20 protein-coding genes are annotated in these 23,901 nt (G+C 39.7%); 13 read left to right on the top strand and 7 right to left on the bottom strand.

Annotated features, from left to right (window positions below):
* Positions 1 to 178 precede the first annotated feature (178 nt).
* The 7 genes from BG04_RS17295 to BG04_RS17325 all read left to right on the top strand — a co-directional run bounded on the left by BG04_RS17295 (position 179) and on the right by BG04_RS17325 (position 8,505).
* Positions 179 to 1,156, top strand: coding sequence for a carbohydrate kinase family protein (locus tag BG04_RS17295; protein ID WP_034653681.1), 978 nt, complete (start codon positions 179 to 181; stop codon positions 1,154 to 1,156).
* Between the two features lie 460 nt (positions 1,157 to 1,616).
* Positions 1,617 to 2,480: a GRP family sugar transporter gene (locus BG04_RS17300; RefSeq protein WP_013082140.1), complete on the top strand. Its 864-nt coding sequence runs from the start codon at positions 1,617 to 1,619 to the stop codon at positions 2,478 to 2,480.
* 286 nt (positions 2,481 to 2,766) lie between these two features.
* Complete coding sequence (locus BG04_RS17305) at positions 2,767 to 3,225, top strand: VOC family protein (protein WP_034653678.1); 459 nt, start codon at positions 2,767 to 2,769, stop codon at positions 3,223 to 3,225.
* Positions 3,226 to 3,451: 226 nt separating this feature from the next.
* On the top strand, positions 3,452 to 4,585 hold the full coding sequence (locus BG04_RS17310) for a DUF2087 domain-containing protein (RefSeq protein ID WP_034653675.1): 1,134 nt from the start codon (positions 3,452 to 3,454) through the stop codon (positions 4,583 to 4,585).
* A 62-nt stretch (positions 4,586 to 4,647) separates the two neighbouring features.
* On the top strand, positions 4,648 to 5,970 hold the full coding sequence (locus BG04_RS17315; RefSeq protein ID WP_211186224.1) for an MATE family efflux transporter: 1,323 nt from the start codon (positions 4,648 to 4,650) through the stop codon (positions 5,968 to 5,970).
* 110 nt (positions 5,971 to 6,080) lie between these two features.
* The gene (locus BG04_RS17320; protein WP_034653669.1) at positions 6,081 to 6,746 is read left to right on the top strand and encodes a cupin domain-containing protein; all 666 of its coding nucleotides are present in this window, start codon (positions 6,081 to 6,083) and stop codon (positions 6,744 to 6,746) included.
* 412 nt (positions 6,747 to 7,158) lie between these two features.
* A complete protein-coding gene (locus BG04_RS17325; protein WP_034653666.1) occupies positions 7,159 to 8,505 on the top strand; it encodes an FAD-binding oxidoreductase in 1,347 nt (448 codons plus the stop codon).
* Between the two features lie 193 nt (positions 8,506 to 8,698).
* Here the strand turns inward: BG04_RS17325 and BG04_RS17330 are convergent, their stop codons facing one another.
* Both BG04_RS17330 and BG04_RS17335 read right to left on the bottom strand, forming a co-directional pair.
* A complete protein-coding gene (locus tag BG04_RS17330; protein ID WP_034653664.1) occupies positions 8,699 to 9,529 on the bottom strand; it encodes an LCP family glycopolymer transferase in 831 nt (276 codons plus the stop codon).
* 76 nt (positions 9,530 to 9,605) lie between these two features.
* Entirely contained in the window at positions 9,606 to 9,977 is a 372-nt protein-coding gene (locus tag BG04_RS17335; protein WP_034653663.1) for a PilZ domain-containing protein, read from the bottom strand.
* Between the two features lie 545 nt (positions 9,978 to 10,522).
* Between BG04_RS17335 and corA the strand changes: the two genes are divergently transcribed.
* Positions 10,523 to 11,494, top strand: a complete 972-nt coding sequence (gene corA / locus BG04_RS17340; protein WP_013055874.1) for a magnesium/cobalt transporter CorA — start codon at positions 10,523 to 10,525, stop codon at positions 11,492 to 11,494.
* Positions 11,495 to 11,533: 39 nt separating this feature from the next.
* Here the strand turns inward: corA and BG04_RS17345 are convergent, their stop codons facing one another.
* A complete protein-coding gene (locus BG04_RS17345) occupies positions 11,534 to 14,725 on the bottom strand; it encodes a S8 family peptidase (RefSeq protein ID WP_034653659.1) in 3,192 nt (1,063 codons plus the stop codon).
* A gap of 454 nt (positions 14,726 to 15,179) precedes the next feature.
* Between BG04_RS17345 and BG04_RS17350 the strand changes: the two genes are divergently transcribed.
* The 3 genes from BG04_RS17350 to BG04_RS17360 all read left to right on the top strand — a co-directional run bounded on the left by BG04_RS17350 (position 15,180) and on the right by BG04_RS17360 (position 16,567).
* Positions 15,180 to 15,689, top strand: coding sequence for an SUKH-4 family immunity protein (locus BG04_RS17350; RefSeq protein WP_230586621.1), 510 nt, complete (start codon positions 15,180 to 15,182; stop codon positions 15,687 to 15,689).
* Between the two features lie 139 nt (positions 15,690 to 15,828).
* Positions 15,829 to 16,107, top strand: coding sequence for a YesK-like family protein (locus BG04_RS17355; protein ID WP_034653654.1), 279 nt, complete (start codon positions 15,829 to 15,831; stop codon positions 16,105 to 16,107).
* A gap of 1 nt (position 16,108) precedes the next feature.
* A complete protein-coding gene (locus BG04_RS17360) occupies positions 16,109 to 16,567 on the top strand; it encodes a GNAT family N-acetyltransferase (protein WP_034653652.1) in 459 nt (152 codons plus the stop codon).
* Positions 16,568 to 17,315: 748 nt separating this feature from the next.
* Here BG04_RS17360 and BG04_RS17365 read toward each other — a convergent pair.
* The 4 genes from BG04_RS17365 to nagA are packed head-to-tail and all read right to left on the bottom strand — an operon-like array spanning position 17,316 to position 20,764.
* The gene (locus tag BG04_RS17365; RefSeq protein WP_013082151.1) at positions 17,316 to 18,041 is read right to left on the bottom strand and encodes an SIS domain-containing protein; all 726 of its coding nucleotides are present in this window, start codon (positions 18,039 to 18,041) and stop codon (positions 17,316 to 17,318) included.
* A 15-nt stretch (positions 18,042 to 18,056) separates the two neighbouring features.
* Positions 18,057 to 18,782, bottom strand: a complete 726-nt coding sequence (locus BG04_RS17370) for a GntR family transcriptional regulator (protein ID WP_034653650.1) — start codon at positions 18,780 to 18,782, stop codon at positions 18,057 to 18,059.
* 57 nt (positions 18,783 to 18,839) lie between these two features.
* Positions 18,840 to 19,577 carry a glucosamine-6-phosphate deaminase gene (gene nagB, locus BG04_RS17375; RefSeq protein WP_033578330.1) on the bottom strand — a complete coding sequence of 246 codons (738 nt, stop codon included), beginning with the start codon at positions 19,575 to 19,577 and terminating at the stop codon, positions 18,840 to 18,842.
* Positions 19,578 to 19,579: 2 nt separating this feature from the next.
* The gene (nagA, locus tag BG04_RS17380; RefSeq protein WP_034653646.1) at positions 19,580 to 20,764 is read right to left on the bottom strand and encodes an N-acetylglucosamine-6-phosphate deacetylase; all 1,185 of its coding nucleotides are present in this window, start codon (positions 20,762 to 20,764) and stop codon (positions 19,580 to 19,582) included.
* Positions 20,765 to 21,092: 328 nt separating this feature from the next.
* Between nagA and nagE the strand changes: the two genes are divergently transcribed.
* Positions 21,093 to 22,970: an N-acetylglucosamine-specific PTS transporter subunit IIBC gene (nagE, locus tag BG04_RS17385; RefSeq protein ID WP_034653643.1), complete on the top strand. Its 1,878-nt coding sequence runs from the start codon at positions 21,093 to 21,095 to the stop codon at positions 22,968 to 22,970.
* A gap of 189 nt (positions 22,971 to 23,159) precedes the next feature.
* Positions 23,160 to 23,879, top strand: a complete 720-nt coding sequence (locus tag BG04_RS17390; RefSeq protein ID WP_034655263.1) for a DUF554 domain-containing protein — start codon at positions 23,160 to 23,162, stop codon at positions 23,877 to 23,879.
* The last annotated feature ends 22 nt before the right edge of the window (positions 23,880 to 23,901 follow it).

Consider the following 23,901-nt stretch of genomic DNA (forward strand, 5'->3'; position numbering starts at 1 on the left):
GATGGAAGGGGGCTAACCCATAAAAGATTGTGAGAAAAAAACGATAATTTACGATTTTTTTAAAATAAATTGGAAATTTCTCTTTACGAAAAAGATGTTTGGGACGTATAATTTGATTTAAGGATTTTTTGGAACATAGTATGACAATATGACAAAAAAGAAAAGTAAGGTGAATAGAATGGGTAAGTTATTTAGTATCGGTGAAGTATTAATTGATATGATTCCAGCTCAAAAAGGTCTTCAATTGAAAGAAGTGGAATCGTTTACGCGTGTGCCAGGCGGAGCGCCGGCAAACGTTGCAGCAGTTGTTGCTACATACGGTAATGAGTCAGCGCTTATTACAAAAGTTGGGGAAGATGCGTTTGGAGACTTTCTAGTAGATACGCTTCGTGAAGTAGGAGTAGGTACTGATATGGTCTATCGTACGGAAGAAGCAAATACAGCTTTAGCTTTCGTTTCTCTGCGCGAAGACGGAGAAAGAGATTTCAGCTTCTATCGTAATCCTTCAGCAGATTTATTGCTAACTGAAGACGAAATTAACCCAGATTGGTTTGCAAGCAACGATGTTCTTCACTTCTGTTCGGTTGATTTAGTTGAAAGTCCTATGAAATACGCTCATATGAAAGCGATTAAAAGCATGAAAGAAAAAGGCGGCGTTATCAGCTTTGATCCAAATGTACGTCTTCCGCTTTGGAAAGACCATGAGCTATGCCGTCAAACAATTTTAGAATTTATCCCACAAGCGCACATTGTCAAAATTTCAGACGACGAGCTATCGTTTATCACAGGAATTGAAGATGAACAGCAAGCGATTCAGTCTCTATTTACAGGTGACGTTCAAGTAGTTGTATTCACAAAAGGTGCAGAAGGTGCAACGCTTTATACAAAACAAGCAGTCTATGAATCAAACGGTTACAAAGTAGCAGTTGTTGATACAACAGGTGCAGGAGATGCATTTATTGGCGGATTCCTTTATCAGCTATTAAGCCGCGATGTGTCACAAGAAAACTTAACCGCTATTCTTGACTCTGACCACGATGCTATTTTACGTTTTGCAAATGCAAGCGGTGCCTTAACGACAACTGGAAAAGGTGCGATCAGCTCAATTCCAGCCAAAGAAGTAGTAGAGCAATTTTGTAAGCCTGTAGCTAACTAAAATGAAAAGGCTTTATCTCTTCTTATTTGCAATCAGCAGAGGCGTCCGTTTCTGCTGATTGCAAATCACATAAGAGGGAGAAGCGAGCTGCAGAGCAAGAAGAAAAAATTTTTTTCTGTTTTTAAAAAATAATCAAAAAAATTTCTAGCTAAATAATAAATGTTCGTGTTAGTATAGTACGAGCAGCAAGAAATAGCAGTTTTACCACCATTTATGAAAACGTTATATATTTATCGATGTAGAACATTTAATAGGACTAAAGAGCGATCCTATCAAATTTTCTAGACCTAAGCGGTTGCTGCCCCCCTTGTGGGGTAGGCATCATCCGCATAAGTGGACCTTTGGGGGAATATTCGAGGGAGTATGAGTGCTTGGTCCTTAGCCCTTAATGAAAGAAAAGCAGCAGGTCGTTACATACGATGTACATAGATTAGAAATAGGAAAGTAGGTTAAGAGAAAGATGGATATTTTGCTAGGTGTTCTTCCTTCCGTTGCGTGGGGAAGCATGATTTTAGTTAGTATGAAGATGGGCGGTGGACCTTACAGTCAAACGCTTGGAACAATTATTGGAGCTTTGATTCTTTCATTTGTTCAGTTTATGATTGTGCAGCCGGTGTTAACGCCAACGCTTGTTATTGTCGGAATTGTTTCAGGTTTGTTCTGGTCAGTAGGTCAAAGCAATCAGTTTAAAAGTGTTCCATACCTTGGTGTTTCAAAGTCAATGCCGATTTCAACAGGTATGCAATTAGTATCAACAGCTCTTTTTGGTGTTATTGTATTTAAAGAATGGTCAACGCTTCAAACGATTGTGCTTGGATCTATTGCGATTCTTTTAATACTAGCAGGAGTTGTGCTTTCTTCATTAGACGGTAAAAAAGAAGGAGCACAAGGGGCTCCAGGACAAACGAAAAAAGGAGTTATCACTCTTATCATTTCAAGTCTTGGATTCTTAGTTTACGTAGTTATCGCACGTATTTTCAACGTAGACGCATGGGCAGCACTATTCCCGCAAGCAATCGGTATGTTAATTGGCGGCTTAATCATTACATACAAACATAAGCCATTTAACAAATATACGATTCGTAATATTTTACCAGGTCTAATTTGGGCATCTGGAAACATGTTCTTATTCTTATCTCAATCAAGACTAGGCGTAGCAACAAGCTTTTCATTATCGCAAATGGGTATCGTTATTTCAATTTTTGGCGGTATTGTCTTCTTGGGAGAAAAGAAAACAAAGCGTCAATTATTCTATGTATCTCTTGCGAGTGTACTGATTATTTCAGGCGGTATCTGTATCGGCCTCGCAAAAGCTCACGTTTAATTTATCCTTAATTTATCGATGTAGAAAAAACCTCATGGCTAAAGTGCAGCCATGAGGTTTTTTCTAGAACTATGGTTTTGAGGCCACCCCTTGCGGGATGGCCTCAAAACCGTAGTTAAGGTCAAAACCGTAGTCAAAACCAAACCTATAGTGCTCTTCTGAATTTCAAAGCTGTATGTTCCTGTTGGGGGTTCTCGTTCTTAAGGCTGATTGTTTTTCATTCTTTGTTAGGAAGCTGTTTGGTGTGAGATGGCTTATAGTAGTAGAAAAGGATGGAGGGAAGGCTATGATTAAGAGTATTTATGAGACGCATGTGCATGTGCGGAGTTTGGAGGATTCGATTGAATTTTATAGACGTCTTGGGCTGACGTTTGTTCATAAAATTGAAGAGAGGCGCTGTGCTTTTTTCTTTGTTGGGGAACAAAAGCAGATGCTTGGACTTTGGGAAACCGATGAAAAAGAGTTGAAAAGTAGTCATTTTGCTTTTGGAATTGAAGCAGCAGATATTCATGAAGCGTTAACGTGGCTGCGTTCAAAAGGCATTGAACCGGAAGAGACGTCGTTTGGAAAGCCCCAAACAGAGCCGATTGTTCATACGTGGATGCCAGCGGCTTGCGTTTATTTTAATGACCCTGACGGCAACCGCTTGGAGTTGATTACGCTTTTGAATGATAAGCCCGTTATATCTAAGGATTTTCCTTATTTAAGTGAATGGAATAAAGAAACCGGGACGAAATTATTTTAGCTCAAGTGAAAAACGCACCATTGATCAACGTGTTTGATTAGCGGTGCGTTTTTTTTGTTATGGTTAACGTAGGTTTGATCTGTTTTGTTCCTTCTAGCAGTTGATTGGAGTCATTTCGTTATGTCTCCATCTTTTTATGTATCATAAACGTAGAATTGACATATTTATAAACATATAATATATTTGTTTATAAATTAATAAACAAAATAGAAAGGTGTCTATTTATATGGTAAACGATTTGTTTTGGGAATCATCTTTTGAAGAGATGAAGAAAGGGTACGGGGAAAGCGAAGATCACTACCACTGCTTACTGTGCGGTGAAAACATTGAAAAAGGCATTATTTATCCGGTGGAAGGTGTTTTTTATGAAGCAAAACGCTATATGAAGCTTCATGTGGAACAGCAGCACGGGTCTGTATTCCATCATTTAATAGGGCTAGATAAAGAGGTAACGGGTCTTTCTGATCATCAAAAAAATTTAGTGAAGTTTTTTAAGGAAGGAAAAAGTGACAGCGATATTCAAAAAGAAATGGGAATTGGCAGTTCATCGACCATTCGAAACCACCGCTTTACGTTAAAGAAAAAAGAGCGTCAGGCCAAAGTGTTTTTAACGCTGATGGAACTGTTGAACGACGGAGAAGAAGAGAAGAAGCTACCGGCATCCACTGCAGCGCCTAGAAGAAGTCAGCGCTACAGCATCAGTGATGAAGAGCGTGAAAAAATTTTAGCGAAGAACTTTCCGCAAGGTTTAAACGGACCTCTTCGCACCTTTCACTTGCAAGAGAAACACCGTCTTGTTGTTCTTGAAGAATTAAGCGGACATTTTGAGTTTGGCAGCACGTATACCGAAAAAGAAGTGAACGATAGGTTAACACCTTTTTATGACGACTACGCCGTGCTGCGACGCTATTTAATTGAATACGGTTTCTTAGAGCGCAGCGCAGACGGAAGCAGCTACTGGAGAAAAGGAGAGACAGAGATGAGTATGGACTCAAAAGACTATAAAAAACAAATGAAGCAGCTAGCGAAAGAAGTAAAAACAGAAGGCGGCGTGTATCAAATTAAAAACCTTCACAACGATAAGATTTACATTGGCTCTACGCCTAACATCAAAACGTTAAACGGCGTAAAGTTCACGTTAAAGACGAATACTCATCAAAATAAAGAGCTTCAAAACGAGTGGAATACGTACGGGGCGGATGCTTTTTCAATTGAGATGCTGGAAACGATTAAAAGAGAAGAAGAAAAAGCACTTTCAAAAAAGGATTTGCTGAAACTGGAAGCGAAATGGTTAGAGAAGCTGCAGCCTTACGGCGAAAAAGGCTATCATTCGCCGAAAGCTGATACAAAGGAGAAATAGGTGTGAAGAATCAAGATGTTAAAAGTGAAGTAGTGGAATCAGAAAAATCCGTCAGTAAGCTGATGCTTGTGTTTTTGATTCCGCTCATGTTAAGTAACGCCATGCAGTCAGTTGGGCAGCTGGCGGGAAGTATTATTGTCGGAAGAGCGCTTGGAGTTGATGCGTTAGCCGCTATTTCTGCTTTTTTTCCTCTGTTTTTTCTGCTCGTGTCGTTTTCGATTGGAATTGGTTCAGGAAGTTCCATTTTAATCGGGCAAGCGTACGGGGCACAAAACGAAAAACGAGTCAAAGAAATTATCGGTACCACGCTCACGTTTACATTTCTAGTCGGAATTGTGCTTGCTGTTTTGGGAAGCATATTTGCTCCGGATATTCTTCGGATTATGGGAACGCCGGCTAATATTATTGACGTAACGGTTCACTACGCGCGCATTTTGTTTGTGGCGATTCCTGTTTTGTTTTTATACTTTGTTTATACGACGTTTATGCGCGGAACCGGAGACTCTAAAACGCCTTTTTACTTTTTAGTTGTGAGTACGGTCTTAAACATCATTTTTCTTCCGATTTTAATTTTTGGATGGATCGGAGTGCCAAAGCTTGGAGTGTACGGCGCTGCGTATGCAACGGTGTTTTCAACCGTATTAACGTTCATTATTATGATTATCTATTTACGCAAGAAAAATCATCCGTTGAAGTTTGACTCATCTATTTCATTAAAAATGGACGGAACGCTTTTAAAGCTGCTTATGCGTTTAGGGATTCCAGCGAGTATCAATATGATTTTAGTTTCTCTTTCTGAAATTGCGGTTATTACGTTTGTGAACGGATTTGGCTCAGACGCTACAGCAGCGTACGGAGCGGTGAACCAAGTGGCAAGCTATGTACAAATGCCGGCAATCAGCTTAGGAATTGCGGTTTCTATTTTTGCGGCGCAGTCGATTGGCGCCAATAAATTTGAGCGTTTAAAAGAAGTTATTCGCTCTGGAATTATGCTGAATTACGTTATTGGCAGCGTATTGATTTTACTTATTTATCTCTTTTCCAATCAAATTTTAGCTCTGTTTTTAACAAGTCAGCATACGCTCCGTATTGCCGAAGAGCTGTTAGTGATCACGCTTTGGAGCTATTTGATTTTCGGTCATGCGCAAATTATTACCGCCACGATGCGAGCAAGCGGTACGGTGCTTTGGCCTACGGTATTTAGTATTATGGCTATTTGGTGTGTAGAAGTGCCCGTAGCCTACGTGCTGTCGCAGTTTACGTCTCTTGAAATTAAAGGGATTTGGATTGGGTATCCAGCGGCGTTTGTGGTTAGCTTAATCCTGCAGTACAGCTATTATCAATTTGTATGGAAGAAAAAGAAAATTGAACGCCTTGTCGGATGAAAAACGAGTGGAAACGCTCGTTTTTTATTTTTCCTAATTAAAACACCCTTAGCTAAAAGTTTTAATAGGATAGTGCATATAACTTTTTGATGAAAAGAGGGTATGACACTATGAGTAAATCTGGATTTGTGCCGGATAATTCAAATATTAAAAAAAGCTCAGGAACGCCTAATCTGTCAGTGAACTATAAGCAAAACGTCCTGTTCAAACGAAATGACCAAAATATAGCGTATCAGCTAACCTCAACTCAGCTGCCTGCCATGCTCGGAGGTGCGTTTGTTGATTTATATATGACGAAAGGGCATATGAGAGAACCGCACTGGCATCCAAACGCGTGGGAATTAGATGTCGTCGTTTCAGGTGAAGTGCAGGTGTCTGTCTTAGACCCTGATACAAGCAGCATGCACAATTACCGAATAAAAGAAGGCGAAGTTGTTTTTATACCGATGGGCTGGTGGCATTGGATTGAACCGCTATCGGAAGAAGCGCATCTGCATCTCTTTTTTAACAATGATCAATTTGAGTCTACAGAAGGATCCGACGTGCTGCGCTTAACGCCTCCTGTTGTGTTTCAAAAAGCGTATGGAGTAAGTGCAAGCGAAGTAGCAGAAGCCATTGCTCCGATTACGGATACGGTTATCATTGGGCCGCCTGAGAGTAAGCAATACTATAAGATGAAACAAGCAAATGAGTATAAAAGTGATGGAAATGATGAAAGAATTATCGTCAAAATTAACGAGAAAATACTTGCTTCTGAAGAGGGGCAAGATGTGTAAGGATTTTTTTAAATGAGTTTAACGGAAATTCTGCTTTACCTCTATATCTTTACTTCCGAGCCAAATAAATTGGCTCAAGAAATCAAGTAAACAAACCTATGACTTATCATAGGTAAGAAACATCACGATCATGGTATCTTTGATTAATCTACTATATGACTAGGTTTGACTATTTGTATAATACACAAACCTAGTTTATTTAACCAGAATTATCAGTAGTTAATTTGGTTAAAATTCTATAAAAATAGCGTTTTGAGGGAATTTTCCAACACCAAAAATTCTCTGTGAAAGGTATACGCTTAGGTAGATTTGCATGTTTTTAAGTTAGTAGATAATTTGTCCAAGAGCTTGTCAAAACCCTGCATATACTAGTATTGGCAATTAAATATCTAGTAGGAGTGGAGTATAGTATATGGGATTAACACATCTAACAGGGCGAGTAATCTTTAAGGGTGATCCTGGTTATAAAGAGGCAGTTAAGAACTGGAACCCTTATGTTGATGTCTTTCCTCTTGTCTTTGTTTTTGCACAAAATTCATATGATATTAGTAATGCTATTAAATGGGCTCGTGAGAATAATATACCCTTGCGCGTCAGAAGTGGTCGTCATGCTCTCGATAAGAACCTTTCAGTAGTAAATGGAGGGCTTGTTATTGATGTGAGCGACATGAATAAAGTTCACTTAGATAAAAAAAATGCAATTGCCACTGTTCAAACTGGAGTGCACGTAGGCCCGCTTGTAAAAGGTTTGGCTCGAGAAGGTTTTATGGCGCCGTTTGGGGATAGCCCAACTGTTGGAATCGGAGGAATTACGATGGGAGGAGGATTTGGCGTACTCTCACGGTCGATTGGCCTTATAAGCGATAACCTTGTCGGCTTGAAAATGGTAGATGCACATGGCAGGATTATTGAAGCAAATAAATTTTGCAATGAAGATTTATTTTGGGCATCTAGAGGCGGTGGAGGCGGTAACTTTGGATATAATACTCAATACGCGTTTCAAGTTCGTCGTGCACCTAAAACCGCAACCGTTTTCAACATTATTTGGCCATGGGAACAGCTAGAAGCGGTATTTAAAACGTGGCAGAATTGGGCCCCGTTTGTAGACTCACGACTAGGATGCATCCTCGAGATTTTCAGCAAAGTAAATGGTCTGTGTCATGCAGAAGGTATCTTTTTGGGTTCAAAAAAGGAGCTAATTCAATTATTAGAGCCTTTAACAAATACAGGTACTCCATCACAAATCGTGATAGAAACATTACCTTATCCAGATGCTATAGATTTCTTAGACCCTGACGAACCAATCCCTGGCAGATCGGATCAAAGCGTTAAATTTTCCTCATCATGGGGACTTGATTTATGGCCGGAAGAGCCCATTTCAATTATGAAGAAATTCTTGGAAGAAGCTCCCGGTACAGAATCCAACTTCTTTTTTATAAATTGGGGCGGTGCGATCAGTAAAGTACCAAGCCACAAAACAGCCTTTTTCTGGCGCAGCCCCTTGTTTTATACTGAATGGACTGCTAGTTGGGAAAAGAAATCACAAGAAGCTGCTAGCCTTGCATCAGTTGAAAAAGTACGTCAGATGATGAAGCCTTATGTAACAGGTTCATATGTTAATGTTCCTGACCAAAATATTGAAAATTTCGGAAAAGCCTATTATGGATCAAACTTTTCAAGGCTTCGAGAGGTAAAGGCGAAATATGATCCGGAAAATTTATTTCGTTTTCCGCAAAGCATACCGCCATCATCATGCTGAAGTTTTTATTCATTAAATAAGATCTCTTAGGGTTGGAACTGACCTTTGATTGGTAAGCCGCATCTATCAATCGAAGGTCAGTTTTTATATAGAAAAATCACATTCTCTATAAGTTAGCAAAAATCAAAAAGGATTTAATTATGCATCTACATATAACTCATACGCAATAATCGCAGGAATCAATCTCCTGCGGTTATAAAAACAGCTCCTTGCGTTCTAAGTGCTTATACAGCCGCGTTGTGACTTGTTTTTGATTCCATTCGTTTTGCGGAAACTGCTGCTTGTCTACGTGAGCAACGGCCGGTTTGTAGGTTTTTTGAATCCGTTTGATATCATTAAAGGGTGCATTGGTTTCAATGTGATCAGCGAGCGTAAATACAAGAGAATGCAGCTTTGCAACATTGGGAATCGTAGCTGCTTGGCTGAAAATGGCTTTTGCTACAGACAGCTGCCTTTCATGGGCAGTAAAGATGTCTTGCTCATTACGCTCCTTTAAATAAACAAGCGCTTCTTTTCCGGTAAGGCGAATTGATCCTTTTGGAAAAACAATGTTGCTGTGTTCAAAAGCACGTTTGTTTGTGACGATAATGCCGCCTAATTTATTTACAGCATCGACGACTGACTGCTGATCCATTTTGACATAATAATCAACAGGAAGCTTTGCATACGTTTCGACGTTCTTTACGACAGCATTCATATTTCCTCGATGATAAATGGTTCGCAGTGTTTCATTGCCGAGCTGAGTTGACCCTGGCAAGTGGGTCATTTTTATTGATTCATGCTGTTTATTAACAGTCATATATACAAATGACGTATTTTGATGGTTCTCTTGAATTAAAAGCAGGGAAAACGGTTGCCCTTTTTTTAAATTGACGTGTGTTTTGTTCCCATGCTCAAGCGGTACATACGTTTGATCAACGGCAGCTTTCACCGTATGATAGCCTGCAAATGTGATGCTGACAAAACTGACGAGTAAAAATAGTACGAGACCGCCAATCCACTCTTTTTTTGCTTTGCTGCTCATCGTCTCACCTTTTTCTATCGAAGTCGTTCGTAGTATTGCCATCTTAAAAGGGGAGTAAAACAAATGAGCGCTATTTTTATTGCTTATCTTGCTTTTTCTTGGCGTAGGTTTTGAGCTCTGTAATTAAAATCGCTTGTTCTTCCGCATCGTTAAATGCTTCAATGCCATAAAGGTATTCGGTGTGCCGTTTTTCTTTCCACACGCAAAGTCCGGTAATATGAATGGGTTTTTCATTTAAATAAAAGCTGATTTTTAGCTGAATTTGATGGTTGAAAATAGGTAAATCAAGCGGCGTAATTATTTTGATTCCTTTTGGTGAAAGGTCGATAACGGACAAAGGACGTGGCTTAGAATCGATTTCTTTGTTGTCGTATTTAGCAATGGAAAACGTTCCAACAATGGGAGTCTCAAATAAAAAGCGAAACGGTTCTTCACGTTTAAAATGCATGTATCATCAGTCCTTTTCGTAATCTAAGTTTGTTAAGTAAGTATTCGATGAAAGTCCAAAAATTCCTACACGTTTTTCCCCATCACACATATAATGTTTATCGGTGTAGAAAATCTACCATGGCCGGTCTTTGGCCATGGTAGATTTTCTAGACCTAATCGTAGGCGATCCCCCTTGGCTGATCGTCTACGATTAGGTGAACCTTTGCGGGAGGATTCAAGCTTTATTAGTTATCGATTGCCGATTATAACTGCTTTTATAGTATCGGAAGTTTTGTTTGAAACTTTAAAAGGTGAGGAAAAGGTTTTGAAAAAAGCGCTACGCTAGAGTTGGATTGTATGTTAAAATTAAACTTTGTGAAGTAGCTGTATTACAAGTCAGCGTTCCTTCAACTAATTAGGAGGTGAGATGAATGGGCACTGATGACCCCATTTCGATGAAGGTTACTGCAAAACAAGATAGGGGCAACAAAGGTGTATGTGTTCCTCTCATTTCAACGAAGGAAAATACTCCTTAATGCCTCAATGATGTGAGGTGAAAAATCAATGATTAAAACATACTTATATGATGATGAAACAAAAGAAATGGTAACGAATCTTGATTTAGGAGACGTGCATGAGAAATTGCGCAATCCTGATAATTTGCTGTGGATTGATTTGTATGATGTCCACGGACAAGAGCTTGCTCAAATTGCTAAATTATTCGATTTTCACCCATTGGCGATTGAAGACTGCTTACACGACAGTCCTCGCGCTAAAATGGATGATTACGAAGACTATAAATTTTTCGTTTTTCACGCGCTTCGCTATAACGAAGAAAGTGATGACGAGATTACGACGCTTGAGTTAAATGCCTTTGTCGGATCAAATTACGTAGTAACAATTCACAAACATAAAATGGGCTGGCTTCGCAAAATGGATGCTGTGTGCTCACGTTATCCAAAGTTTATGAACCGCGGCGCCGACTTTTTATTATATGCTTTGATTGATGGCATCACGGACGAATACTTCCCGATTTTAGACCGAATCGACATGCGTATTGATGAATTAGAAGATGAAATCTACAACAAAGAAGTGCGCGGAGTGACAGAAGAGTTCTTGGCGTTAAAAAGAACGATTATCTTAATCCGTCGCGTTATTCTGCCTCAGCGCCGAATTTTCTTAACGGTTAATGGAAAGTGGAAATTCGATATACGAGAAGAAAATGTTCCTTTCTACATTGATTTGCTTGACCACTTAGAGCGTATTGTAGATTCTGCTGAAACGTTTAGAGACCTCGTAAACAGTGCGCTTGATACGTATTATTCTATTACCAATGCAACTTCATCTGAAAAGCTGAATGTCTTAACGCTGATTTCAACAATTATGCTTCCGCTAACGTTCGTAACCGGATTTTTTGGAATGAACGTACCGATTCCATATCAGAATTCCCACTGGGCTACTGCTGTTATTATCGTTATGTTAATTGTGTTAACGTGGGGAATGTGGAAATACTTTAAAAACAAACAGCTGTTATAACAAAAAGGCACTTGGCCATAAGCCAAGCGCCTTTTTTCTTTATTTTGTCACCGTTTTTGTTGTTGCTTTACTCGTATTGTTCGCTTTGTCTTTTGCGGTTACGCTTAAGACTGTTTTTTCTTTTTGCTTTTTAATTTTTACTGAGTACTGTCCTTTGCTGTTAGCAGCAGCAGAGCCGATGCTTTTTTTGTTGACTGTTACCGTTACGGTAGCATTTGCTTCTGCTTTACCTGTTACAGCCGTGCTTTTTGTTGTGACAGCATTTACGCTTGGTGCAGCAGGAGGAGTTTTATCGCTCACTTTTACAGTCGCAGCTTTACTTGTGTTGTTGGCTGCGTCTGCTGCTGTTACGCTGATTGCTGTACCTGCTTTTTGTTTTTTTATCGTAATGCTGTACTGACCTTTTGCATTGGCTTTTGCTTTGCCGATTTCTTTGTTGTTCACTTTCGCTACAACAGATGCATTTGCTTCTGCTGTTCCTTTAATAGCTGTATCCGCATCGTTGACTGGATTTACTTTAGGTGCATTTGGAGCAATAACGTCACGCACCGTTACTTTTACTTCTTCACTTTCTTGTTGTTGGCTGTTTGTAGCCGTGATGTACAAGACTGTGTTTTCTTTTTGTTTTGGAATTTTTACTTTGAACGCGCCTTTTGCATCAGCCTTTGCTGAAGCAATCACTTTCTTAGCGCTGTTTTTAACATTTACCGTAAAATTCGCTTTAGACGTTCCTGTTACATACTCATCTTTATTCGTCACCGCTTTTACCGCTGGTTTGGCAGGTACTTTTTGAACAACTGCACGAATGCTCGTACTTGCTTTTCCGTTTGTGACAACTACTTGTAAAACGGTATCAGCTTTTTGAGCTGGAATGTTCACAGAGAACGTATTTTTTGCATCAGCTTTAACTGTGCCAAGTGTTTTTGAACCGTTCATTACTTTAACAGTTGAACCGCTTTGAGCTTTACCTGTAATAATTTTTTGCGTGCTGACAAATGGATTTACCTGCGCTTGCAGCTGCTGTGCACTTACAGCGCTGTACGCATTTAAACGTCCCCATCCTGATACGTAATCATAGCCTGGAGCAGGGGGTTCTGCTGGACTTTCTTCGTCATCGTATACAGGAGCATCTTTTTCATCAAATTTAATATCTTTAGCTGTATCGGTTAGGCGTTTTTCAACGTCTTTTGGCTTTAAGCCTGGGTTTTGGGATAGCAATAATCCCGCAACGGCTGCCACGTGAGGTGTTGCCATGGATGTTCCGCTTAAATAAGTGACGTTTCCGTCTGGAACAAGACTTGGAATATCAGAGCCAGGAGCTGTAATATCTAATCCTTTTCCATAGTTTGAGTAGTCAGATACGATATCTAAACGGTTTGATGCGCCTACTGAAATCGCATAGGCAGATGAAGCAGGGTAAGAAAGCTCTTCCATACCGTCGTTTCCACTTGCAGCTACAACCGTTACGTTATGGTCGTATGCATATTTTAATGAATATTCAAGCACGCGGCTGTAAGATCCGCCAAGGCTTAAGTTAATGACTTTTGCACCGTGATCAACCGCGTATTTAATACCGTACGCAATTTGTTCTGTATCTCCGCTACCAGATGCGTCTAGAATTTTAACCGGTAAAATTTTCGCATGAGAATTAATGCCGGCCATTGAATAGTTATTGTTTGCAGAGGCTGCGATAATACCTGCTACGTGAGTTCCGTGTCCATTGTCATCAGTTGCATTTGACGAACGATCCACGTAGTTATAGCCTGTTTTTGTATCCACCACGCCTTTTAAATCAGCTAGTGATGAATCGACACCCGTATCGGCAACGGCAATAACCGTATCTTTTAACTTTTGACCATTTAGTAATTTTTCAAGTGATTCGTATTGAATATCGGCATGCTGAGTACCGTCATTTTTACCCGTGTTATTTAATGACCATTGATACGGATATTGTGAATCCATTGAAAGAGCGTGGTACTCTTGAACCGGCTCGATAAATTCAGTTTCAGGAAGTGCCTGAATTTGTTTTGCCGTCATTTTACCTTGAGCAGATGACGTGCTGAAGCTTTTTCCATTGCTGTCATCTAATTGAATAACAAACATATTATCAAAAGAAGCAGCTGATTGTTTTAATGGATTAATAGATTCAATGCTTGCTGATTTTGACTGTGCTTTTGTTTTAAATGATTTAGCATTTGCACCATCTTTTAATTTAACAATATAGCGAGTTTCAGCTTTTGTTGAAACGCTGTTTGCGCTGACTAACTTAGCTCTTACTAATACAGACGATACGTTTAAGTCCGTTACGTCTTTTAATTTGGTCTGTGCTGCTACTTTTTCTAAATCTTTCTTTAAAGCAGCCGGAACAGATTTGTATGCGATGCTGTATAAATCATTGATTGCTTTTTGATCAGCACTTGTAATCATGTACGTGCTTGATGCGCCGTTTTTCGCTACATCTGTAAATAGACCTTTTAGCTGAACTAAATCTTTGTATACTTGTTCGCGCATCGATTTATCAATAATCATTTTAGAGCTGATAAACGGAGCGGCTTTGTAATAAAGAGAAGAAAGGTCTTTTCCGCTTGCTGTTTTTGAAAGCACAGCGTCACGAATCGTACGCAAATCTTTTAAAATACCTTTTCCGTTTTCTTTTTGGCTTGTACTTAATTCAGCCGGGCATTCTTCTGCCTCCATTTGAGAAGGGGGAAGTGAAGCGCCTTCATAGCTGATTGTGTAAGGAACTTCTGTTTTTAATTCCGGCTCAGGTTCCGAAGGAGTTTGTCCACCTTCTTCGGTATCATCTTCAACAATAAGATCTCCATCTCCGTAATACTCAACCTTTACATAATAAGGGCCAGTCCAAGCGATTGGAAAATCTAGCTGAGCAGGTTCATCTTTGTAAGAGTATCCCATATAACGGTCAAATGCCACGTTGTTTTTGGCATTTTCAAGACTAGAATAAACCGTGATATTTACTTCATCATCACTTTGAAGCTTAATTCGGTAGTGTGAAAACTTTGCTACATCTTGCTTAGAAGGATTAATTTTGTACCAATGTGCTTGTTCTGGTTCTGTAAATGTTCCTTTTGCTGCTTTACCAATGCTTAATGTTTTTTCATTAGCAGGAGGATTGCCTGCCGCTTGTGTTTTGAGTAAGCCTAATTGGCTAAAACACAAGGTGAACATTAAAGCAAAAGCAATAAAACGATAAATTGACCCTTTTTTCATGTTAAACCTCCAAAAAAATATAGTAAAAAACAGGAATTACATACCTATTAAACCATAAAGTTTAAAAATTTGTAAATAATTACTGTTGCTTATTTTAGTATTTTGTCAAGTTATTAATCTCGCATAAGAAATGGTGAGATAAGTCCTAGTTGCAAAAAGTAGAAAAAATTGGAATAATAAAGATTGAGCCTGTTTATAAGAGGCGAGAGTACGCTGAAAAGGGAAGAAGGGAATGAGAATTATTTTTCAAAGCAGAATTTACTGGAGAAAATCTGATCGGTTTCTTTTTACCTGTGTTTATAAAGAGGAAATCGGGCTATATAAATAAAGATTGGAAAAATTTTCAGTCTAATTAAGTTCATTTGTAGCATATAATACGAGCTGGATTTCTTTTATAATAAACAAAAGCAAAGAAAGAGCAAATGGTGAAAAGGAGTGAAAGAAGTTGTCAAATGTGATGCAACGACAGGAAAAACGAATGAAGTTTGATGCCGAACAGCTTGCACCCCTTGATATTGATGAAGAGATAAAGAAGTTGCTAACAGAAAAAGGATTGCCCAAAGAAGCTTCACCATTTCTAGAGTTCGTTTCATCCAAAGGAAAGCTAACAACGCTATGCGAAACATTTGAGTTATCATCTCGCTATCAACAATACTGGTTTTTAGGAACAACAGGCGCTGGAGATCCAATTTGTCTTCACCACCAAAACGGTTCTGTTGTACTGCTCGATACGTCCAACGATGACTGCGAGCGCTTTATTAATACAACTTTTCCACAGTTTTTAGCATGCTTAGATGTGTTTGAAGAACTAGTAGAAGAAACGATTCAAGCGAACGGAGAATCTGCATACTTAGAGCGACACATTCCTGCTGAGGTGCTTCAGCGATGCAAAAAACGTATGAATGAAATTGATGAAGCTTGTTTAGCCCCTTATTCTTTTTGGTTCAAAGAACTTTCTTTTTAATATAGTAGAAAAATAGACATGGCCATTTTGGTCATGTCTATTTAGTTGTGGCTGCAGGGCTAGTAATATAGATAGAATAAATAAAAATGATAGTATATAATGGATATAAATTCCTTTTTTGGAGGGGAGGAGGGTGTAAATGATTTCTTTATTTGGATTAATGGGTGCCTTCTTTGTGCTGCTGTTTGGTGCGTCGTACTTCTTCTATAGAAGGAACTCGCCCGTGCAGTACGGGATTTCACTTAGCAGCATGCTAATAAGCATATTTCTATTTCTATATAGCATGTTTGGAGTTGGCGGCTTTGAAGGAATGGGTCTTGGTGCTTTAGCGGCTGCTTTGTTTGTAGCATCGGTTTTGAGCTTGTTCGTCAGCGTTCTTTTTAATATCATAAATAGACACGGGAAAGGTGCTGTGTGAAATGGGAGAAATAACCTTTAGAGAAGCAGTGCGGGAAGATTTAAATCAAATTGTTGGAATGCTTGCTGATGATATGCTTGGAAGCAAACGAGAGCGCTACGAATCACCGCTTCCAGCCTGTTATGTTCAAGCATTTCAGGCAATTGATGCGGATCCAAACAATGAACTGATTGTCGCATGTAAAGATAGTAAAGTAATAGGGGTTCAACAAATAACCTTTACACCCCACCTTGCACGACAAGGCGGGTGGAGAGCCACGATTGAAGGAGTTCGAACAGCTTCATCACAGCGCGGAAAAGGGGTTGGATATCAGCTGATTACATGGGCGATTGAACGAGCGAAAGAACGTAATTGTCAGTTAGTACAACTAACCACGGATAAAGAGCGGTCAGAGGCATTGCGTTTTTATCAAAAGCTTGGATTCACAGCTTCTCATGAAGGATTAAAGCTCCATTTGTAATTCGCTGTTAATGGGTGTAGCCCTGTGGTAAGAATTTTTTGATTAAAGTAAATTTTTTAGTTTAGTTCAATTGAAACGTGGTATACAAATAGTACAGAGCCGATAGAAATTTTTCTAAGGCTACTGTGAAAGGTAAATACTTAGCTTCATGAAGGGACTGGTTTAGTTTTGGAATACTTAACAGCAACTTCAGCAAACGTATTACCTCACATGAAAAGCAGATATTCTGATCTCACAATGGGTACTCTCGTTATGAACCGATATACGTAGCGAAAGGGCCTCACAAGGGCAAATGAACATGAAATAATTAGCATGATATGAAGGGAAGAAGCTGCATCAGTTTTGATGCAGCTTCTTTTTTGTGAGATGCGGCAGGAAATCGTATACAAAATTTTGGCGGAAATTTATATGTAAAATCTATAAATTAAGTATAGTAAATTATTTTACCATCACGGATGAAATCATACATACAACAATTATGAAAGAAGCTAAAAGGCAGCTGGAACATTACCGCAAAAAAATCTTCAAATGAATGCACTACGAAATTTCTTATAACTTATTTGACACCTAAGGTATAAAAGAGTATAATTATGTTAAACATAGTAATTATGTCGGATAAGTAGGTTATGGTGCTGTGAACAAGACTTCTACTGATAAAGAGGAGATCTAGTCCAAATCGTACAGTCCGACTTTGATGAGATGCTTTCAAGCATCTTTTTTTTGTGCAAAAAAACAGCCGCAGGGGCTGTTATAGGGCAGTAATTCTTCCTTTGTAAGCATCAATCAACCGCTGGTTATGTTCATCTGAACCTTCCATGTTACCGCTTAAAAAGACAGGAGGCGTAATGCCACGGCTGAGCAGTTTTTGGATGGCTTTAGATAGGACATCGTTTAGGATAGCGCCTCCGATTACAGTAGAACCAGAAGCGAAAGAAATGTCTTGCTGATGAAGAAGAACGTCTCCTTTTGGAATGTGATTATTAATAACAAGATCCACGACATCATGAAGGTATTTTCCGCTTTTATGCCGCGAAGCCCGGCTCGTGGCATAAGAAGGAGAGGTAAGCCCGATCACAAAGGCGCCTTTTTCTTTTGCAATTAAGGCCACATCAATGGGAACAGGATTTACGCCTGACGTAGAAATGACAATCATAATATCGCCTGGTACGATATCTTCTTTTTCCATAAAGGTGGAAGCATAGTCGTTTTTACGCTCTAGCTGTGAAGAGCGCGAAGCTCCTTTATGAAGCATCAGTTCTTCTACAAAAATAGGATGAATCGGTGCAAGCCCTCCGGAACGGTAAAACACTTCTTCCGTTAAAATATGAGAATGACCGCACCCAAATAAATGAATGAGGTGATGAGAAGCTAGTTGCTGTGAGATTTTCTCGGCTGCGGATTCCATTGCCTGCTGTTCATGCGCCTCCACTTTAGCAAGCAGTTTTGTTAGTTCCTGTAGATATAAACTAGACATAAAAAAACTCCTTAGTTAAGATCGTGTCATGTTAATCGTAAACTTATAGCGGTCTGCTCGGTACGAAGACTTCACCACTTCAAGCGGCGTGCCGTCTTGCAAATACGTATTTCGTTGAATCAATAGAACGGGTGAATATGAGCTGATTCTAAGATGCTTCACTTCGGTTTCAGAAGCTAAAATGGATTCTAACGTTTGGTTGGCTTCGCCAATTTTCAGCCCGAGCTCTTCTTCAATATAGCGGTAAAGAGAGTCGTTAACAATGGATTCTGTTAATCCTTTGACTAAGTTAGCAGATACATACACGCTTTCAAGCGCCATTGGTACGTCGTCAGCTAAACGAATACGCTTGATTTCATAAACAGGTGCATGAAGAGAAATGTGCAGCTGCTCGGCAATTTTTTCTGAAGCCGCAATAATTTCAAAGCTCAGCAGCTTACTGCTTGGTACCATTCCACGCGCTTTCATATCTTCTGTAAAACTCGTTAATCCAACGAGCTGCTGCTCCAGTTTTTTTTCAGATACAAAGGTGCCGCGGCCTTTTTGACGGTATAAATAACCGTCGTTTACTAAATTGTTAATCGCTTGGCGAACGGTCATTCTGCTGATTTCAAATCGTTCTGCAAACTCTCGTTCAGAAGGAAGCGAATCATTTGGTTTTAACTCTCCGTTTTCAATTTGTCTTTTCAACTGTTCTTCAATTTGATAATAAATCGGAAGAGGTGAGCTTTTATCAATCACTTAAGTTCTCTCCTTTATGTAAACCTCCTCATCTAAAAAAGACGAGGAGGCTATAAATTAAACCGTAGTCGATACTTTAGCTAAAGCTTCTTGGTCCGCAATAATTGTAACACAGTGATGCTTCTTTAAAATAGAAGCAGGGAAGTCTTCTGTGATTTCTCCGTTAAGCAGCTGATACATCGCTTCTGCTTTGGCTTCCCCGGAGATAAGTAGTAAAATTTCTTTACTTTTCATAATCGATTCAATTCCCATCGTAATAGCCTGAGTAGGCACTTCGTCAAGAGAATTAAAGTAGCGCGCATTGGCTTTTCGCGTTGACTCTTCTAACGTCACAATATGAGTAGGAGAGTTGAATGACGTACCAGGTTCGTTAAAGCCAATATGTCCGTTTTGGCCGATTCCAAGAATCTGAAGGTCAATCCCTCCGTGATTTTGAATCATTTCATCGTAGCGGCGGCATTCTTCTTCAGGCGTATCAGCTAGGCCGTTAGGAACGTGCGTGTTGCTTACGTCAATATCAATATGATTAAATAACGCATCTGCCATATAGTAGTGATAGCTGTTTGGATCTTGCGGCTTCATACCGACATATTCATCTAAGTTAAAGGAAGTAACGTGTTTGTAAGACGTGCCGTGCTCTTTATGATCTTGAATTAAACGATCATATAATCCTTTCGGCGTGCCTCCCGTTGCAAGTCCCAGATTCATATTTGGCTTTTCATGAAGTTTGCTAATCAGCATATCAGCTGCTTTTGCACTCATTTCACTGTAATTTTTCACTTGGATGATATTCATTGTTAGTCCTCCTTTTGAAAGCTCAATGTGCCTCGGCAAAATGTCATTTCAACATCTAAGTTTTCATTTAACACCACGATATCCGCATCTTTTCCAATTTTAAGGCTTCCTTTTGTATCAAACAGATTAAGCTGTTTTGCTGGGTTTTCAGCGGTCATTTTTACGATGTCTTCTAATGAGCAGTTCGTAAAGCTCATCGTGTTTTTAATCGCATCGTTCATCTTTAAGATGCTTCCCGCTAACGTTCCATCTGCAAGGGTAGCCGTTGTGTCATTTACGTGAACAGGCTGTCCGCCTAAATCATACGTACCGTTTTTTAGCCATTTGGCACGAAGAGAATCCGTGATAAGAATCATGCGTTCACTTGTAATTTGATCGTACGCAAGCTTGACCATTTCAGGTCGGCAGTGGATGCCGTCTGTAATGAGCTCTACAAATAATTCATCTCTCAAATAAGCGGCGCCTAATACACCCGGCTCTCTATGGTGAAGGCCGCGCATGCCGTTATATAAATGTGTAATATGAGAAGCTCCTGCTTCGATGGCTTCACCAACTTGATCATATGTGCTGTCAGAATGGCCAATAGAAGCGACGACGTTTGTTTCTTTTAAATAAGAAGTAAGCGCTAAGCCGTTTGGCAGCTCGGGAGCTAACGTAACAAGTTTAATATGTCCTCCGGCTGCTTTTTGCCACTCTTGAAACAGTGCTACATTCGGATCTTGAATGTGAGTAGGCGGCTGTGCACCCGCACGTTTTGGTGAAATAAACGGACCTTCTAAGTGAATACCAACTACTTCAGCATCTGCATCTGTTTGTTCTTCTATATAAGCCCCCGCATTGCGAAGCGCTTTTTCAACCGCTTTATTCGACTGCGTCATAGTGGTTGCTAAAAAGCTTGTTGTCCCTTCTTTTGGGAGCGTACGTGCCATTGTTTTTAATGCTTCTGCTGTACCGTCCATCGCATCGGCATTGTTAACGCCATGAATATGCACATCAATGGCACCAGGAATCACTTTATAGGAAGGAGAAAGCTCAATCACATGGTCTTTCGGCTGACGTACGTATTGATGGATCTCTCCGATTTCAGTAATTTTCTTGTTCGTTAGTTTAATATACCCGTTTTTTAATGTCTGATTTTCACTATAAACGGTTACATTATAAATAATGATGGATGAATGTGTATCCATACATACACTCCTTTGCTCGTTGTATTGATTTAAGTGTAACGCTTTTTGGAATAGTTGTCTAGACCAGTTGTTTCTTTTTTGTGAACTAGAAAGTTTTGTAAGGGCTTTTAACATTGATATAGAGAGGTTTTTAAAAAGAAAATTGGTATAGACAACTATATATTTTATGTGCTAGTATGAGTCCATGCAGTAAAACCGCCGTTATTTCAGCTGATGATGTAATCATAGGCCGGGGATGAATGCGGTAACTTGTCATCCGATAAATATTGTTACGAAAATCCTTGCTCGTAACATCGGGTTAAATACGTTATACAAAGGGGATAGAAACATGCTGAATTTTTTACAACGTATTGGTAAATCGCTTATGCTGCCAATCGCAGTATTACCTGCTGCGGCATTGCTTCTTCGTTTGGGTCAAAAGGACTTATTAGATATTCCATTTATGGCTCAAGCCGGAGATGCGATTTTTGCGAATTTAGCACTACTGTTTGCACTCGGAATTGCTGTAGGGCTTTCAAAAGATGGAAGCGGCGCAGCAGCACTTGCCGGAGTCGTTGGTTATTTTGTATTAACAAAAGGAACTGTAGCTATTGATAAAGATATTAACATGGGTGTACTCGGCGGGATTGTCTCAGGGGTAACGGCCGGTTTACTATACAATCGTTTCTCAGCGATTAAGCTGCCCGAGTGGCTTGGCTTCTTTGCAGGAAAGCGGTTTGTGCCGATTATTACGTCAGTCGTTATGCTTGCGCTTGCAGGAATCTTTGGCGTTATCTGGCCCCCCATTCAAGATCAAATTAACAACTTAGGAACGTGGATTACAGGAGCAGGAGCGCTTGGGGCAGGTATATACGGATTTTTAAACCGTCTATTAATTCCAATTGGGCTGCATCACGTGTTAAACAGCTTAGTGTGGTTTGTATTCGGAGACTATCACGGCGTAACGGGAGACTTGAATCGCTTCTTTAAAGGAGATCCAACGGCAGGAACCTTCATGTCTGGATTCTTCCCGGTTATGATGTTTGGTTTACCGGCAGCTGCGCTTGCGATGGTTGCAGCAGCTAAAAAAGAAAAGCGCAAACAAGTCAGCGGTATGTTAATTGGGCTTGCGGTTACTTCTTTTTTAACAGGAATTACGGAACCAATTGAATTTTTATTTATGTTCGTAGCACCGCTACTATACGTTATTCATGCCGTTTTAACAGGAATATCGATGGCTTTAGCCGTTGCTCTTGGCATTCACGCTGGATTTGGATTTTCAGCAGGGGCCATTGATTTCTTCTTAAACTACGGAATTTCACAAAAACCGCTGCTGTTAGCGGGAATTGGAATTGTATATGCAGTGATTTACTTTATCATTTTCTACACGCTGATTAAAGCGTTAAATTTAAAAACACCGGGACGTGAAGATGATGAAGAAGTAGACACATCAAACGAAACGGTTGTAGCAACAGGCGATAAATATGTGGATATGGCATCGTATTTTATTGAAGATCTAGGCGGAAAAGAAAACTTAACCGTGATTGATAACTGTGCGACTCGTCTTCGCTTACAAGTAGCTGATGCCGGCAATATTAATGAAGCTGCCTTAAAGCGCCACGGAGCGAGAGGAATCATGAAGCTCAGCAAAACAAATGTTCAAGTCATTGTCGGAACAGAAGTAGAGTTTGTTGCAGACGCAATGAATCAATTAGTTAAATACGGCACGGCGTCAACCGGTGCACCTGTTGAACAACAGGCTGTTCAAGCAGACGCACACACAGAGTTTGTTTTACCGTTTGAAGGCGTTGTAAAGCCGCTTAGTGAAGTGGAAGATCAAGTGTTTTCACAAAAAATGATGGGCGACGGCTTTGCGATTGAACCAATTGAAGGAACGCTCGTATCACCGATTAACGGTGAAGTCATGACCGTGTTCCCAACAAAACATGCGATTGGCTTAAAAACAGCAGAAGGAATTGAAATCCTCATTCACGTTGGATTAGATACCGTGAATTTAAAAGGCGAAGGATTCGAAGCGCTTGTTCGAGAAGGTGACAGCGTTCAACAAGGGACGCCGCTTTTACAAGTGAATTTAGACTATGTTAAAAAGCATGCACCGTCTATTGTGACACCGGTTGTATTTACCAACTTGCCAGCGGATAAAGAAGTGAAGCTGTTAAAAACAGGCTACCAAAAGCAAGGCACAAAAGACGTTATTACATTTTAATAAAAAGGCTGGAACAAATGTGTTTTAGAAAAAGATCCGAATGATTCATCGTTCGGATCTTTTTCTTTTCTTCATAATTGCAAGAATTTTATGTTAAAATTTAGTGTGTTTGATACAGCTAGTGCAGAGCAGAGAGGAAGTAGAACAAATGAAAACAGAAACGGCATTATTCAAAGTAAAGGTGACAGCATGTTTATTATAGGAGCATTAGTAAATGGACTAGCGATTGTTGTAGGAACATTAATGGGCAAGCTTGCTCACCGCATTCCTGAAAAAGTAAGCGTGACGGTGATGCAAGTGATGGGGTTATCCGTTATCACGCTTGGTTTACAAATGGGTTTTAAAAGTCATCAGTTTTTAATTGTGATTTTGAGCTTAGCCATTGGAGCAGTTATTGGTGAGTTCATTGATTTAGATGAAAAGCTAAACCTTCTAGGCAATATAATTGAACGAAAATTTCAATCACAGCAAAATGACAAGCAAACATTCAGTATGTCACAGGGCTTTGTGACAGGAACGCTAATTTTTGTTATTGGAGCAATGGCAATCGTAGGAGCATTAGACAGCGGAATACGCGGCGATCACAGCGTATTGTTTACAAAAGCGGTGATGGATGGGTTTATCTCATTATTATTAACGACTACGCTTGGAATAGGCGTCATTTTCTCAGCTGTGCCCGTGTTTCTATACGAAGGCATTATTGCGTTATTTGCCACGCAAATTAATGCGGTTGTGCCGCAAGATTTAATGAATAGTATCATTGCCGAAGTCACAGGAGTAGGGGGCGTATTAATTTTAGCAATTGGGATTAATTTATTAGAAATTATTAAAATTAAAGTTGCGAATTTATTGCCTTCGATTTTAATTGCGGTTGTGATTGTAGTTGTACAGCATACATATTTTTTATGAAGAAAAAGCTTGTGAATAGTAT

The organism is Priestia megaterium NBRC 15308 = ATCC 14581, assembly GCF_000832985.1.
In the GTDB taxonomy this organism is placed as follows: Bacteria; Bacillota; Bacilli; order Bacillales; family Bacillaceae_H; genus Priestia; species Priestia megaterium.

Excerpts from the sequence above, each read along its gene's own strand:
- BG04_RS17295 (WP_034653681.1), top strand. The coding sequence starts at position 179 with ATGGGTAAGTTATTTAGTATCGGTGAAGTATTAATTGATATGATTCCA.
- BG04_RS17305 (WP_034653678.1), top strand. The coding sequence starts at position 2,767 with ATGATTAAGAGTATTTATGAGACGCATGTGCATGTGCGGAGTTTGGAG.
- BG04_RS17335 (WP_034653663.1), bottom strand. The coding sequence starts at position 9,977 with ATGCATTTTAAACGTGAAGAACCGTTTCGCTTTTTATTTGAGACTCCC.
- BG04_RS17390 (WP_034655263.1), top strand. The coding sequence starts at position 23,160 with ATGTTTATTATAGGAGCATTAGTAAATGGACTAGCGATTGTTGTAGGA.
- corA (WP_013055874.1), top strand. The coding sequence starts at position 10,523 with ATGATTAAAACATACTTATATGATGATGAAACAAAAGAAATGGTAACG.
- nagB (WP_033578330.1), bottom strand. The coding sequence starts at position 19,577 with ATGAATATCATCCAAGTGAAAAATTACAGTGAAATGAGTGCAAAAGCA.
- BG04_RS17345 (WP_034653659.1), bottom strand. The coding sequence starts at position 14,725 with ATGAAAAAAGGGTCAATTTATCGTTTTATTGCTTTTGCTTTAATGTTC.
- BG04_RS17330 (WP_034653664.1), bottom strand. The coding sequence starts at position 9,529 with ATGAGCAGCAAAGCAAAAAAAGAGTGGATTGGCGGTCTCGTACTATTT.
- nagA (WP_034653646.1), bottom strand. The coding sequence starts at position 20,764 with ATGGATACACATTCATCCATCATTATTTATAATGTAACCGTTTATAGT.
- BG04_RS17365 (WP_013082151.1), bottom strand. The coding sequence starts at position 18,041 with ATGTCTAGTTTATATCTACAGGAACTAACAAAACTGCTTGCTAAAGTG.
- BG04_RS17360 (WP_034653652.1), top strand. The coding sequence starts at position 16,109 with ATGGGAGAAATAACCTTTAGAGAAGCAGTGCGGGAAGATTTAAATCAA.
- nagE (WP_034653643.1), top strand. The coding sequence starts at position 21,093 with ATGCTGAATTTTTTACAACGTATTGGTAAATCGCTTATGCTGCCAATC.
- BG04_RS17310 (WP_034653675.1), top strand. The coding sequence starts at position 3,452 with ATGGTAAACGATTTGTTTTGGGAATCATCTTTTGAAGAGATGAAGAAA.
- BG04_RS17325 (WP_034653666.1), top strand. The coding sequence starts at position 7,159 with ATGGGATTAACACATCTAACAGGGCGAGTAATCTTTAAGGGTGATCCT.
- BG04_RS17320 (WP_034653669.1), top strand. The coding sequence starts at position 6,081 with ATGAGTAAATCTGGATTTGTGCCGGATAATTCAAATATTAAAAAAAGC.
- BG04_RS17300 (WP_013082140.1), top strand. The coding sequence starts at position 1,617 with ATGGATATTTTGCTAGGTGTTCTTCCTTCCGTTGCGTGGGGAAGCATG.
- BG04_RS17315 (WP_211186224.1), top strand. The coding sequence starts at position 4,648 with ATGCTTGTGTTTTTGATTCCGCTCATGTTAAGTAACGCCATGCAGTCA.
- BG04_RS17355 (WP_034653654.1), top strand. The coding sequence starts at position 15,829 with ATGATTTCTTTATTTGGATTAATGGGTGCCTTCTTTGTGCTGCTGTTT.